Origin of the sequence: Ralstonia edaphi, from assembly GCF_958350185.1 — a bacterium.
Classification (GTDB): Bacteria; Pseudomonadota; Gammaproteobacteria; order Burkholderiales; family Burkholderiaceae; genus Ralstonia; species Ralstonia edaphi.
Genome location: NZ_CATWHI010000005.1, coordinates 521,858 through 536,043, shown reverse-complemented (window position 1 = coordinate 536,043; position 14,186 = coordinate 521,858). Strand labels below are relative to the sequence as shown.

The 14,186-nt window shown below is 63.9% G+C and carries 12 protein-coding genes; 5 read left to right on the top strand and 7 right to left on the bottom strand.

Annotation, left to right across the window (positions count from 1 at the left end):
* Positions 1-92 precede the first annotated feature (92 nt).
* Entirely contained in the window at positions 93-815 is a 723-nt protein-coding gene (locus tag R2669_RS20025; protein WP_081785425.1) for an MgtC/SapB family protein, read from the top strand.
* An 18-nt stretch (positions 816-833) separates the two neighbouring features.
* On the opposite strand, the gene R2669_RS20020 is transcribed toward R2669_RS20025, so the two are convergent.
* The 5 genes from R2669_RS20020 to R2669_RS20000 form a co-directional block, all read right to left on the bottom strand.
* Positions 834-1,301 (bottom strand): hypothetical protein, encoded by a 468-nt coding sequence (locus R2669_RS20020; protein ID WP_316901819.1) that lies wholly within the window; start codon positions 1,299-1,301, stop codon positions 834-836.
* A gap of 99 nt (positions 1,302-1,400) precedes the next feature.
* A complete protein-coding gene (locus tag R2669_RS20015; protein ID WP_316901818.1) occupies positions 1,401-2,942 on the bottom strand; it encodes a methyl-accepting chemotaxis protein in 1,542 nt (513 codons plus the stop codon).
* A gap of 146 nt (positions 2,943-3,088) precedes the next feature.
* Positions 3,089-4,102: a fimbrial protein gene (locus R2669_RS20010; RefSeq protein WP_316901854.1), complete on the bottom strand. Its 1,014-nt coding sequence runs from the start codon at positions 4,100-4,102 to the stop codon at positions 3,089-3,091.
* Between the two features lie 414 nt (positions 4,103-4,516).
* Positions 4,517-5,647, bottom strand: a complete 1,131-nt coding sequence (locus R2669_RS20005; RefSeq protein WP_316901817.1) for a 3-deoxy-7-phosphoheptulonate synthase — start codon at positions 5,645-5,647, stop codon at positions 4,517-4,519.
* A gap of 78 nt (positions 5,648-5,725) precedes the next feature.
* Positions 5,726-6,952, bottom strand: a complete 1,227-nt coding sequence (locus tag R2669_RS20000) for a DUF2252 domain-containing protein (RefSeq protein ID WP_316901816.1) — start codon at positions 6,950-6,952, stop codon at positions 5,726-5,728.
* Between the two features lie 37 nt (positions 6,953-6,989).
* On the opposite strand from R2669_RS20000, the gene R2669_RS19995 reads away from it, so the two are divergent.
* Together R2669_RS19995 and R2669_RS19990 are read left to right on the top strand one after the other, a co-directional pair.
* A complete protein-coding gene (locus R2669_RS19995) occupies positions 6,990-8,861 on the top strand; it encodes a glycoside hydrolase family 15 protein (protein ID WP_316901815.1) in 1,872 nt (623 codons plus the stop codon).
* Positions 8,862-8,892: 31 nt separating this feature from the next.
* Positions 8,893-9,153, top strand: a complete 261-nt coding sequence (locus R2669_RS19990; protein ID WP_316901814.1) for a DUF1289 domain-containing protein — start codon at positions 8,893-8,895, stop codon at positions 9,151-9,153.
* Positions 9,154-9,222: 69 nt separating this feature from the next.
* On the opposite strand, the gene R2669_RS19985 is transcribed toward R2669_RS19990, so the two are convergent.
* Entirely contained in the window at positions 9,223-10,659 is a 1,437-nt protein-coding gene (locus tag R2669_RS19985) for an aldehyde dehydrogenase family protein (protein WP_316901813.1), read from the bottom strand.
* Between the two features lie 152 nt (positions 10,660-10,811).
* Between R2669_RS19985 and R2669_RS19980 the strand changes: the two genes are divergently transcribed.
* Together R2669_RS19980 and R2669_RS19975 are read left to right on the top strand one after the other, a co-directional pair.
* Complete coding sequence (locus R2669_RS19980; protein WP_316901812.1) at positions 10,812-11,342, top strand: hypothetical protein; 531 nt, start codon at positions 10,812-10,814, stop codon at positions 11,340-11,342.
* A 126-nt stretch (positions 11,343-11,468) separates the two neighbouring features.
* Positions 11,469-12,362 (top strand): LysR family transcriptional regulator, encoded by an 894-nt coding sequence (locus R2669_RS19975; RefSeq protein WP_316901811.1) that lies wholly within the window; start codon positions 11,469-11,471, stop codon positions 12,360-12,362.
* 17 nt (positions 12,363-12,379) lie between these two features.
* On the opposite strand, the gene scpC is transcribed toward R2669_RS19975, so the two are convergent.
* Positions 12,380-13,927 (bottom strand): succinyl-CoA:acetate CoA-transferase ScpC, encoded by a 1,548-nt coding sequence (scpC, locus tag R2669_RS19970; protein ID WP_316901810.1) that lies wholly within the window; start codon positions 13,925-13,927, stop codon positions 12,380-12,382.
* Positions 13,928-14,186 lie beyond the last annotated feature (259 nt).

Below are 14,186 nucleotides of genomic sequence, written 5' to 3'. Positions count from 1 at the left end.
GCCTCCCCGGCCTGCACGGCGTGTCATGGCGCCGTGCTATAACCCTCGGCGCCCTTTACCAAGACTCCGGTCACCACAACAAGGAGCCGCCGATGACGCTGCAAGCCCTCGTCCATCTCAATGTCGCCACGCTGGTGGATTCGTTCATCAGCCTTGCCTCGGCCTTTGCGCTCGGGTCGCTGATCGGCTTCGAGCGGCAGGTCAGACAGCGGACTGCGGGGCTGCGTACCAACGCGTTGGTGGCGGTCGCGGCATCGGCATTCGTCGATATGGCCGCGCAGATCGGCACCGCATCGGACACCACACGCGTGATCGCCTATGTGGTGTCGGGCGTCGGCTTTCTGGGTGCCGGCACGATCATGAAGGAAGGGCTGAACGTGCGCGGGCTGAACACCGCCGCCACGCTGTGGGGCTCTGCGGCGGTGGGCGCGGCTGCAGGCTCCGACCTGGTGGGCCAAGCCATTCTCATTACGCTCTTCGTGCTGGCATCGAACATCCTGCTGCGACCGGTGGTCGATCGCATCAACCGCACGCCACTCGACAACCAGGCCAGCGAAGTCACGTACACGATGTGCGTCATCTCCACCAGCGAGCGCCAGAAAGAAGCACTGGCCGACCTGGAACGCCTGCTGGAAGAAGCCAGCTACCCGATCAGCGATCTCTCGGTCGAACCGTTTGGCGACGACCACGTGGAAATTGAAGCGATGCTGATGTCGACGGCTGTGAACGCGGCCGAGCTGGACCGCATCGTCACGTCGCTGCAATCGCAGCCGCACGTGGCGCAGGCGTTCTGGAACCCGAGTACGACGGAATAAGCGCCATCGACGGGCGGGTCAAAGCTCCTGGCTGGCGGCCAGCGCGAAGATCTTCGCCCAGCGTTTCGCTTCCTGCCGATTACGCATCGGGATCGGCCAGTCGGACTGCGCCTGGTGCTTCAAGCGCAGCACCAGCGTCCAGGCGCCTTCGCGTTCGACCGCATCGGCGCCGGCAATATCGGCAAAGAGAAAACGGGCGCCCTGCCCGTGCAACTGCAGCGTCCCGCGCTTTTGTTCGGCATCGACCGCGACCTGTCCCCAGCTTCCGCTGAGCGACACAATCCGCTCGCCTTTCACGTTCACGCCATGCACGGCGCGGTAGCGCCGGACGAGGGTGACGACCGCGACGGCCAGCACCGCCAGAGCCAACAGCACGGCCGCGCCACCCGCCACGGCGCCGTAAGCGGCCGCAACCAGCGCATACAGCCGGACTGCGCCGTAGATCAGCAGACCCACCAGCGCGAACGCGGCAATGATGAACGGCATGAGGCGACTCCTTGAATAGACCTGTCGGTTATATCAACCAAAACGGCATTCAAGGCAAGCCATTGCCATGCCCGTACGACAACGGTGGCGAAACTAATCTCAGGCGAGGCGGAATGCTGCGATGGCGGCGTTCAGCGCTTCGGCCTGTTCTTCCAGCGATTCAGCCGCCGCTGCGGCCTGCTCGACCAGCGCAGCGTTCTGCTGCGTGGCTTCGTCCATGAGCGTCACGGCCTTGTTGACCTGCTCGATGCCCGAGCTTTGCTCGTTCGAGGCTGCTGCGATTTCGCCCATGATGTCGGTCACGCGGCGGATGGACGACACGATGTCTTCCATCGTGCTGCCGGCGCGTTCGGCCAGCGCGCTGCCGGTCTCGACCTTCGACAGCGACGCTTCGATCATTTCCTTGATTTCCTTGGCAGCGGCGGCGCTGCGCTGTGCGAGGTTGCGCACCTCACCCGCCACCACGGCAAAGCCGCGGCCTTGTTCGCCAGCGCGCGCCGCTTCCACGGCGGCGTTCAGTGCAAGGATGTTGGTCTGGAACGCAATGCCGTCGATCACGCCAATGATTTCGGACACCGTGCGCGACGACGCGCTGATCTCGCGCATGGTCGCCACCACGTCCGTCACCACGGCACCGCCCTGGCTGGCGACTTCCGAGGCGCTATCGGCCAGTTGGCTCGCCTGGCGCGCGTTGTCGGCGTTCTGGCGAACGATAGACGTCATTTCTTCCATGCTGGAAGCCGTTTCTTCCAGCGAGCTGGCCTGCTCTTCCGTACGTTGTGACAGGTCGGCATTGCCGGCGGCAATCTGCTTGGTGGCCGCGCCGATCGACTCGGAGCCGGTGCGCACACGTCGCACGGTGTCGGTCAGTGCAGTCTGCATACGGGCCAGACCTTCGAGCAGGCGGCCCATTTCGTCATGACGATCGATGCGCACGCGTTCGGTCAGGTCACCGGCGGCAATGCGATCGAACTGCGCCAGCGCGGCGTTCAGCGGCCCCACGATCGCGCGCAGCAGCGACCACGCGCACCACAGCGCCACCACCAGCGCGAGGACGATGGCGGCAATCACGATCAGCTGGAAGCGCGCATAAGCGTCGCGCGATGCGTCGTAGTTGGCCTTGGAGAACGCCAGTTGCTTCTTGCTCAGCGCCAGGCTCGAATCGTTGGAATCGCGGAAGGCCTTGGAGACGCCCTTTTCCATGATCTTGTCTGCCGTTGCGCGATCCCCGGCGCGCAGCGCCTTGATGATGTCGCGCAAGCTGCCGGCAGCCGCTTCACGCTTGGTGGCGACGTCCTTGGCCAGGCGCTCCTCTTCGTCGTCACGCGGCAGTGCCAGGTATTTCTTCCAGGCTGCATCCGATTCCGCAATCAACTCTTCGGTGCGGTCCAGCAGCTTCATCGCCCCCTTGTCTTCCGGATACAGCATCGCCTTATCGAGCGCGGTGCGGGCGCGCGTGAGGCTCAGATCGGATTCGCCCAGCGCCAGTGCGGACGGAAACTGATTGGTAAAGGTCTGTTCATGCGCGCGATTGGCATCGCGCAGGCCAAGCAGGCCCGCCACGCCAATCAGCAAGGCAAGCAGAAACAGAATGGAAACCGAAAGCACCAGGCGGGTGCGGATGGTCAGACGAGCGGACATGGGCGCGGCGAGAGTGGCGTGCACGGCTCTTCCCGCAGGCGCGACCATCGCGCCGGGCGGCCGGCTACCCAGGCACTATCGGCCGCGCAGCGCTGGAACTTGAGAGTGCAGTGATGAAGGCGTCACTAAAGCACATGCGTGGCGTGTCACTGATACTCCATCAGCACCGACATGGCGCCATTCACGGTGCCGGGCGTGATGTTGGCTTCGGTCTGAACATACGACACCCGCATCGGGATCGAGAAAGAGCCGCCCGTGTCCTTGTTGTAATCATCGACGGCGGTCGACGTATCGAATGCAGCCGCCGCACCCGCATTGTCGGTCACCTTGATCTTCACGCCCTTTGCGGTGGAATCAGCGGAAAGCGGCAATACACCCGGTGCATTCTCAATGGTGCCGCCCTCCGGCGTGAGCCTGTAGAGAATCTTGCTGTATCCCTTTGGGCAGTTGTTGATCTGGATCTGGAAGCTGCGCTCGCCGGCTGTCGTCCCGATGCCGGTTAAACTCCCTGCCCGTGTGGATGGCAGCACTACCGTCTGACTTGGCACCGAGCAGCTCTCTTCGATCCACGTCACGCTCGTGTTGAGATGGATGTACCTTGCGATCGAGTCTCCTGGACCTGCTGAGAAAAGCCCGAACTGCATTTGGTTGCTGGCGGCCACTGAATTAGCCATTTCATATTTGTTTCTCAGTAACTGAATTTCGAGGGGGGAGGACAACTCCACTAACGTACCCCCCGAAAATTTCCGCTGAGGTTCTCCATTGACAAGGACCTGCACATCCAAGCCTTTAAGTTCTGTGCCAGCGCGTGGCCCTTCTACGAACCAGTTCCACTGGTTGCCGCGGAGACTGTAGATATCCAATCTGATTAACGTGCAGGTGGCTTTACCACATATCTGTTGAGGCGTCCTATATGCCCTCGCCACAACCCTATCAGTCGGAGTATTTTTCGGTAGTGTAATCGGGGCAGGAAAAGCGTTGATATCGCGGCCATCATCAGCCAAAGCCGGCTTTGCCACAGGCAAAATCAGGGCTGCCAATACTGTGCACCCAATCCTGCGCATGGCTTGCGCACTCGGTCGATTTGTCATCATTGAGTCGTTCCAGAAATAGTGACCGCAGCGGTCGGGCAGATTTATTTCACGCATCGCGTTATCCATATTCAAATCAACCCTAATTCCTAGGCGTATCTCCGTTTAATTTGGAGAGGCCCCGGAAGCGCTGGCCGTACGGTGAACAGCACGCTGCCAATTGACTTCGCCAGCTATTGCAATGCAATGCCTGGTCGAAATTCTGGATGCTGGTCGATGCCAGGTATGTAAGAGCAGTCTTAAATGCAGCTCAACGCAGGCACACAACGCGCCAAGCCGAATACACAGTGTGATTTGGGAAGAGACCCGCCGACGCGACAGCGTCAGGGCGTGAACCATGCGGGCGGGATGCCTGCACGCAAGACCGGACCAAGCCGCATGCGAGTGCGCATCCGGCTGGTAGTCATTGAATTGACAAAAGAAACGCCGACGAAAGTCGGCGATCGGTACAAGGCGGCAAAAGCAGAATCCGCCGCCCTTATCTCACCCGTCGTACGAATACGCGCGCCGATGCCGCACCGCCTCGGCGAGTATGTCGAGCACCGGCTCGGTCTGCGTCCAGCTCAGGCATGCGTCGGTGATCGACACGCCGTAGCGGAGCGGCACACCCGGTTTCAGATCTTGGCGGCCGGCTTCGAGATTGCTTTCGACCATCACGCCGACGATCCGGTGCTCCCCCTGCGCCAGCTGCCGCGCGAGATCCTGCGCGACGTCGATCTGCCGTTCATGCGACTTGTTCGAATTCGCGTGCGAGCAGTCGACCATCACCTGTTCGCGCAACTTTGCCGCGCGCAGCGCAGCGCAGGCCGCCTCGATGTGCTCGCTGTCGTAGTTTGGCCCGTTCTTGCCGCCGCGCAGGATCACGTGCGCGTCGTCGTTGCCGCGCGTCTCGAAGATCGCGGCCATGCCCATCTTGGTCATCCCCATGAACGCATGGCTGGCGCGCGCTGCGATGATCGCGTCTGACGCGACCTGCACGCCGCCGTCGGTGCCGTTCTTGAAGCCGATCGGGCAGCTCAGGCCCGACGCAAGCTGTCGATGGCTCTGGCTTTCCGTCGTGCGCGCGCCGATCGCGCCCCACGCGATGAGGTCGGCAATGTATTGGGGGCTCAGCAGGTCGAGAAACTCCGTCCCGGCGGGCAAACCAAGCGCGTTGACGTCGAGCAGGAGTTGCCGCGCAGCGCGCAGCCCTTCATTGATGCGGAAGCTTCCGTCCAGACGCGGGTCGTTGATGTAACCCTTCCAGCCGACCGTCGTGCGCGGCTTCTCAAAGTAGACGCGCATCACGATCAGCAAGTCGTCCTTCAGTGCATCAGCCGCAGCCTTGAGGCGGCGCGCGTAATCGAGCGCCTGGTCGTGATCGTGGATCGAGCACGGGCCGACGATGAGCAGCAGCCGATCGTCGCGACCGTGCAGGATGTTGCTGATGGCCCGGCGAGTGTCTTCGACGAGCGTCTGCGTATCGGCAGGCACGGGCAGCTCGTCCAGCAGCAGCGCCGGTGAAATGAGCGGACGCACCGCGCCGATGCGGGTGTCGTCGATGCGCGTCGTGTCTTGCGTCGCGTCGGCGACGCCCACCTCGCGATCATGTGAGGGGTTGTCGAGTTTTTTCATTGCGATCTCAGAGGGATTTCAAATAGTACGCACGGAGCTGACGTCAACGGCGCACCATTGCGGACTTACACCGCGCACTTAAGCGGACTTGCCACCGCGCGCCTGACGATAATCTTCAGCAAACTCGCGCCATTGCTGCAGCGACACCTTGCGGCCCTGCGCTGCCAGCTTCAGCGCTGATTTGCGCCACGCGGTGCCCGCTGCATAGTCCTGCACCTTATCCACCAGATCGGTCCCGTGCCGTCCGCAGCCGCGCAGGTGGCACCACGCCGCCACGCGGGCCATGGTCTGCAGCGCGTCGTCCAGATTGGCGACGACGTTCTTGCCGGCGCCCAGCGCAACACGGTCCGCGGTCGGTTGCAGGCTTTTGACGACGTACGACTTCGGCTTCTCGCCCTTGGCTCCGTAGACGACGCCGCGCAGCAGTGCGGGCGAAATGGCCTGCGACAGGCGCTGGATGTCGACCACGCGCCCGGCCTCGCTGCGCCAAGGCGCAACGCTACAGGCGTCGCCCAGCACATCGTCCCAGACACTTGGGATGGAGAGCTTGATGTCGATCAGGCGCAGCGTGGTGGGGTCGTTTTCCGGGCGAGCGAGCACTGAATAGCGCTCAAGGCCCAGACTGCCTGTGCCGGCAATGCGCCGCGCGACGTCGATGGCAATGAAACGCTGGCCATTGCCCTGCTCGCCATAGGCCTGCAGGATGCGGCGCGCGCGGCGGGCCTCTTCCTTGCTAGCCCGCAACGTGCGTCGGCCGTCGATGCGCAGGTGAATGTGGTTGCCATCGCGCTCGGTGCGTTGCGCGAGGTAGGCGGCGCGATTGCGCTTGCGCAGCCCACGCAGCAGGTCGCGCACGATGCCGGTTGCGGTAGACCGTTCAACCCAGCGCGGCTTGCCGTCAACCAACGCTGCGGCATACGTATCGAGAAAGCGGCGGCAGAGGTTATTGGCATCTTCGTCGGCCAGCTTCCAGCTGTATGAGGCAACCTGCAGGCTCGACAGCACGCGCACGAGATCGACGGTGAACGGCGCCGCGAGGGCTTCGTCAAAGTCGTTCATGTCGAAGTAGACCAGGCCGTTGTCGCCCTTGAAGCTGCCGAAGTTTTCAAGGTGGAGGTCGCCGCAGACCAGCGTGCGCGGGGCGTCGTGCAGCAGCGGCGCATCGGCCAGCGAAGCCGCATACAGGTTGTTGGTGCCGCGAAAGAACGAAAACGGGTCGGCAGCGATGGCATCCAGCTTTCGGGTGAGCCTTTCCGGATCACGCCCGGCGTTGTATTCAAGCAGGATGCGGGTGCTTTCGTGCATGGTCTCGGCCTCGTTGAAGTGCTTGGAGTGGAGTGCAATGCCCTCGAAAATCGAAGATTACGCGTTGATTGGCGATTGCGAAACCGCGGCACTGGTTTCGCTCGACGGTTCCATCGATTGGCTATGCTGGCCGCGGTTCGATTCAGGCGCCTGTTTTGCCGCGCTGCTCGGCACGCCAGACCATGGCCGATGGCGCATCGCACCGCAGGCGAACGCGCGCGCTGTGCGGCGCCGCTACCTGCCCGGCACGCTGGTGCTTGAAACCGTCTTCGAAACCGACACCGGCACGGCCAGCGTGACCGACCTGATGACCGCCCGGCTGCCCGGCACGCTCGGCGCCCGGGACGACACCTCCGACCTCATCCGCATCGTGCGCGGTCTCTCCGGCACGGTCGACATGCGCATGGATCTGACGCTGCGGTTCGATTACGGCGCGTCGGTCCCGTGGGTCAGCCGGGTGTCGGAAATCACAGGCGCCCCGGCCGACGGTCCGTGCGACATGCCCGATTGCGTGCTGCGGGCCGTGGCCGGGCCCAACATGACGACACTTCGCACACCGGCGCCGATCCGCGGCGAGAACCTCTCCACGGTGGCGGATTTCACGGTGAGCGAAGGTGAAGCGGTGCCCTTTGTGCTCACGCATTCGCCGTCGCACCTGCCGTTACCGGCATCGATCGACGCGCTCGAAGCGCAGGTCGACATCGAGGCACGCTGGCGCGCGTGGGCCGGCCGCTGTCACGGCGCGGGCGAATGGAGCAAAGCGGTGGAACGCTCGCTCATCACGCTCAAGGCGCTGACGTATCACCGCACCGGCGGCGTCGTGGCCGCGCCCACCACGTCGCTGCCCGAACAGCTTGGCGGCGTGCGCAACTGGGATTACCGCTATTGCTGGCTGCGCGACGCCACCCTCACGCTGCTCGCGCTCATGAACGCGGGCTTCTACGACGAGGCGCGCAGCTGGCGCGAATGGCTCGAACGCGCCATCGCCGGCAGCCCGGCACAGGTGCAGATCATGTACGGCATTGCCGGCGAACGCCGCCTGGGCGAATGGACCGTCCCGTGGCTGCCTGGCTACGAAGGCTCGCAACCGGTGCGCGTGGGCAATGCGGCTGCGCTGCAGCTCCAGCTCGACGTATACGGCGAACTGATGGACGCTCTCTTCATCGCCCGCAAAGGCGGCCTGGATGGCGACGATGCCTCGTGGCGCCTGCAGGTCGCGCTGATGACGCATCTGGAAAGCATCTGGCAAACGCCCGACGAAGGCATCTGGGAAGTCCGCGGCCCCTCGCGCCATTTCACGCATTCCAAGGTGATGGCGTGGGTGGCCTTCGACCGCGCCGTCAAAACCATCGAGCAATTCAATGTCGACGGCCCCGTAGAACGCTGGCGCGCCGTGCGCGATCGCATCCACGCGGAGGTCTGCGCCCACGGCTACAACGCCGCCCGCGGCTGCTTCGTGCAGAGCTACGGCAGCGAAGAACTGGACGCCGCGCTGCTGATGCTGCCGCTCGTCGGCTTTCTGCCGGCATCCGACCCGCGCATCCAGGGCACGGTCAAGGCCATCGAAGAAGACCTGCTCGTCGATGGCCTCGTGCGCCGCTACCGCACCGAAGCCGTGACCGACGGCCTGCCCGAGGGCGAAGGCGTATTCCTGGCCTGCAGCTTCTGGTATGTCGACAACCTCGTCATGCAGGGCCGCCATGACGAAGCGCGCGCGCTGTTCACCAAGCTGCTGGCGCTGCGCAACGACGTGGGCCTGCTGGCCGAAGAATACGACCCGCGCGTACAACGGCTGGTGGGCAATTTCCCGCAGGCGTTTTCGCATATCGCGCTGGTGAATTCAGCGCTGACGCTGTCAGCCGCCGCCGATCATGTCAACCAGCGCACGGGGGACGGCGCCCGGAGCTGACCCCACGGCAGAAGCCGGTAAAATGCCGGCCATGACCGAATCGACCGCCCTCAGCCCCATGCCCGACGACGCAACCAGTGCTTCCGACAGCACCCTGCTGGGCCGCCCCGACAGCCCCTGCATCGGCATCTGCTCGACGCTCTTCGACGAGGTCTGCCAAGGCTGCGGACGCACCCAGCTGGAAGTCAGCAACTGGGTGTTCATGACGGACGAAGAGCGCAACGTGGTCTGGACACGCATCCTGGCCGAAGGCACCGCCCAGGGCTACAACGCCGACGGCAGCCGCAAGTAAGCGCAGCGCATCAAACGCAAAAAACCCGGCCGAAGCCGGGTTTTTCATGTGTGCTGCATGTGAGGCAGATCAGGCCGTCTTCGCAGGGTTGAGCTGCATCGCCTTGTACTCCAGGAACTCCTCCAGACCGTACTTGCCGTTCTCGCGCCCGTTGCCGGATTGCTTGTAGCCGCCAAACGGCGCCTGCATGTTGAACGGCCCGCCGTTGATGTTCACCTGGCCCGTGCGGATGCGCCGCGCCACGCGAATCGCGCGGCTCTCGTCGCCCGACCACACACCGCCGCCCAAGCCATAGATGCTGTCGTTGGCGATGCGGACGGCCTCGTCCTCGTCGTCGTAGCAGATCACGGTCAGCACGGGGCCGAAGATTTCTTCGCGCGCCACAGTGTCGGTCGTCTTGACGTTACCGAGCACCGTCGGCTTGACGAAGAAGCCGGTCGACAGGCCTTCGGGTGTGTCGGCACCGCCGGTAATGAGTTCTGCGCCCTCCTCCAGCCCCTTGCGGATGTAGCCCAGCACGCGGTCACGCTGTACGGCGGAAATCAGCGGCCCCAGGCGCGTGGATTCCTGCGCCGGATCGCCCGGCACGTAGGCAGCGGCAAACTGCGCGGCCAGCGCCTTCACTTCTTCATACTTCGCACGCGGCACCAGCATGCGCGTGTGCGCAGAGCACGTCTGCCCCGAGTTCAGGAAACACGCTGACAGCGTGCCCTTGACCGCCGCAGACAGGTCCGCGTCGTCCAGGATCACCGATGCCGACTTGCCGCCGAGCTCCAGCGCCACGCGCTTGACCGACTGCGATGCGAGCTCGGCCACGCGCTTGCCCGCACGCGTGGAACCGGTAAACGACACCATGTCGACCTCGGGGTCGCTTGCCAGCACCTCGCCCACCACCGGGCCATAGCCGGTAACAAGGTTGAACACGCCCGGCGGCAGGCCGGCTTCCTCAATGACTTCCGCCAGCACGAACGCGTTGAGCGGCGCCACTTCCGACGGCTTGAGCACCACCGTGCAGCCGGCCGCCAGCGCGGGCGCAACCTTCAGCGTGATCTGGTTCAGCGGATAGTTCCACGGCGTGATGGCGCCCACTACGCCCACGGGCTCGCGCACCACCAGCGAGTTGCCGACGTGCTCTTCAAATTCGAACGTGCTGAGCAGCTTGGCGAAATTGCCCCAGTTGTAGACCGGGCCGCCCACCTGGATGGCACGCGCAAGCTTGATCGGCATGCCGACTTCGCCGGCAATCAGCTGCGCCAGTTCTTCGCTGCGGGCCTGCAGGCCGTCGGCAATTTTCTGGATGTATTCGGCGCGCTTGGCCACGGGCGTGGCGGCCCAATCATCAAATGCCGCGCGCGCTGCCGCCACGGCGACTTCCGCGTCGGCCGCGCTGCCTTCGGGAATGGTGCCCATCACCGCTTCCGTGGCCGAATGAATCACTTCAATGACGCCCTTGCCCTGCGGCGCCACCCACTTGCCATTGATGAAAAGCTTGTCGCGTTGCTGCATCGTTGGTCGTCTCGCTCTGGTGGATGCGCGATTTGCGCGTTGTGCTATCCGGGTTGCGACTGAGGCCGACATCGCCCCCGGGCGGTTATGATCCGTCTATTGTAGAGCCAGCACAGCGCGCGCTGCAGACGCGCCGGCCGAGGGAGACCAGCATGACCACCAGCATCTATCAGAAGACCGAAAAAGGTCAGGACGAGATCCGCACACGCGCGAACCACCTCGACCAGCGTCACCGCGCGGTGCTTCTGATGATCAACGGCGAAAAAACCTGCGACGACATCCTCGTGCAGCTTCAGCCGCTCGGCATGACGCACGCGGTATTCGACGAGCTGGAGGACGGCGGCTATATCCGCCCGCACGCGGCCGGGACGACCGCGGCGAAGACGGAACCGGCATCTGCACCCACCGCTGCGGAGGCGGCTCCTGCACAGGCAACTACGTCAAAAGAGCCTGCCGCCGAAGGCTATCAACGCCTCTACCGCTTCTATACCGAAACCATCAGCCGGTATCTCGGCCTGCGCGGTTATCTGCTGGAGATGAAGGTGGAGAAAGCCGGCAACGTGGCGGAACTCGTCGCCCTGCGCGACACGCTCAAGGCGGCGCTCAGTAAAACGCGCGGCGAGCCCGACACCAGCAACGTGATCGCCCAGCTGGATTTGCTGATTGACGAGGCAACGAGCTGACAGCCGTATCCTCGACCACATGAAAGGCGGCCGCATGAGCCGCCTTTTTTGTTGAGCACCGTGGAATGGGAAAACTTCATTACCATGGCGAATCCCATTCGCATGCTTCATGGCAAAGGTCCGCCCATGCCCATCGATATCCGAGCCCTTCGTTACTTCGTTGAAACCGCGCGGCTGCAGAGCTTCACGCAGGCAGCGAGTTCGCTGTCGGTGACGCAGTCCACCATCAGCAAGATGGTGCGTCAGTTGGAAAGCGAGGTCGGTCAGCCGTTGTTGATTCGCGAAGGCCGGCAGGTGCGGCTCACCGACGTGGGCCGCGTCGTGTACGCGCGGGGCCAGGAAACGCTCGGGGTGGTGCACAGGCTGACGCTTGAAGTCGCAGATCTGTCTTCGCTCGGACGGGGCGAACTGACGGTCGGCATCCCGCCGATGGTGAACCTGTTCTTTTCGCCGGTCGTGAGCGCGTTTCGGCAGCGTTATCCCAATCTGGGGTTGAACCTGGCAGAGTCCGGCGGCAAGACGGTGGAACAGCAGGTAGCCAGCGGCGAACTGGAGGTGGGCGCCACCGTTCTGCCCGGCGACAGCGGCCTCGAACTCGCCACGCGGCAGTTCGCAAAGTATCCGATCTGGGTGGTGGGGCCGCGCAAGGCGAAGTGGGCCAAGGGCAAGACCGTCAGCCTTTCTGCGCTGCGCGACGAACCGCTGCTGTTGCTGGCAGAAGACTTTTCCCTGACACGCAAGCTGCGACACGCCTTTCTCGAAGCCCGCATCGAGCCGCACATCGCTGCGCAGAGCGGGCATTGGGAATTCCTCGCCTCGATGGCGGCAGCGGGGTTGGGCACAACGTTTTTGCCGCAGCCGCTGGTGGCCAACCTTCCGAACCGTGACAAGCTGGCCGTGGCACGGCTGACCGCGCCGGACATGGATTGGGCGCTCGCGCACCTGTGGTCGCCGGGCCGGTACCTGTCGCACGCCGCGCGCGCATGGCTAGCAACGTGCGAGGAAGTGCTGGGCGCCTGAGCGGCGGCGCCCGCGCTTCAAGCGCTCAATGCAGGTTCCGCGAGCGCACCCTCTTCACTGAAACCCGCCGGGCGCATCGATCCTTGATCGCGGAACCGGACATGCCAGGCCAGCGCCTCCTCCAGGAGGTGGGGCGTATGCCCGCCGCGCCGCTGCGCGCGCACAACGTAGTCGCGCAGCAGCTCGCGGTAGCGCGGGTCCGCGCAGTTACCGATGATCTGGACGGCACGCTCGCGCGGCGCCAATCCACGCAAGTCCGCCAAGCCATGCTCGGTGACGATGATGTCGACGTCGTGCTCGGTGTGGTCCACATGCGAGACCATCGGGACGATGCTCGAGATGTCGCCGTCCTTGGCCAACGACTTGGTCACGAAGACCGACAGATGCGCGTTGCGCGCGAAGTCGCCCGAGCCGCCGATGCCGTTCATCATGTGCGTGCCGCCCACATGCGTTGAATTCACGTTGCCGTAAATGTCGCATTCCAGCGCGGTATTGATGGTGATCAGGCCCAGCCGGCGAATCACCTCCGGGTGATTGCTGATCTCTTGCGGCCGCAGAACCACCCGCGACTTGTAGCGCTCCAGTTCGGTCAGGAACCGCTTGTAGACCGGGCGTGACAGCGTGATCGACGAAGCCGAGGCAAACGCCAGCTTGCCCGAGTCGAGCAGCTCGATAGAGCTGTCCTGCAAGACCTCCGAATACATCTTGAGGTCATGGAACGGCGAGTCGATGAAGCCATGCAGAACCGCGTTGGAGATCGTCCCGATACCCGCCTGCAGCGGCTGCAGCGTAGGCGAAAGACGCCCCGTGCGCACTTCACGCGCCAGAAACGCGTTCAGATGCCCGGCGATGGCATTGGTCTCCATGTCGGGCGGCAACACGTTGGACGGGCTGTCGTCCTGCCCCGTGATGACGATGGCTGCAATCTTGCGCGGATCGATCGGGATATACGGCAGGCCGATACGCTGCTCCGGAGCGATGAGCGGAATCGGCTGACGGTGCGGCCGCTGCACCGGGAAGAAGATATCGTGCAGCCCTTCCAGATTGGCCGGCATGTTCAGGTTGATCTCGACGATCACCTGCTTCGCCAGCACCGCGAAACTTGCGGAATTGCCCACCGACGTGGTCGGCACGATGCCGCCGTTCTCAGTGATGGCCGTGGCTTCGACCACCGCCACATCCAGCGGCGCAATCTGCCGCGAACGCAGTTGCTCGACGGTTTCCGACAAGTGTTGGTCAATGAACATGACCTCGCCTGCGTTGATCTTGCGCCGCAGCGTGGCATCGGCCTGGAACGGCAGGCGACGGGCGATCACATCGGCTTCGGCCAATGCCTTGTCGATGTCGTTGCCCAGCGAAGCGCCGGTCATCAACGTGATGCGCAGCGGCTCGTGCGCGGCACGCCGGGCCAGCGCAAACGGCACGGCCTTGCAGTCGCCGGCACGGGTGAAACCGCTCATGCCGACCGTCATGCCATCGCGGATCAGCGTCGCGGCTTCGTCCGCAGACACCACTTTGTCGAGCAGGGATTGCAGCCGAACGCGGCTGCCAATATCAGAGGTCATCTCCGTCTCCTTGGTACTTCGCCGAGCCTGCGTTTGGCGCTTCTTGGTGCGACGCGCGACGCCTTGCCTGCAGCTCTCGGCCTGTTCACTGTGATATGCGGCCCCAGTGTAGCGACGGCAATGCATTCCGATGGCGACAAAAAATCATGGAAGCCAGTCGGTTTTTTCATAGAGCGACCACCTTGGCGGCGCGCGGCAGCCGCATTCGGCGAATACCAAAAACAAAGGGCCGCACATCGGCGGCCCTTGGCTACGGCAG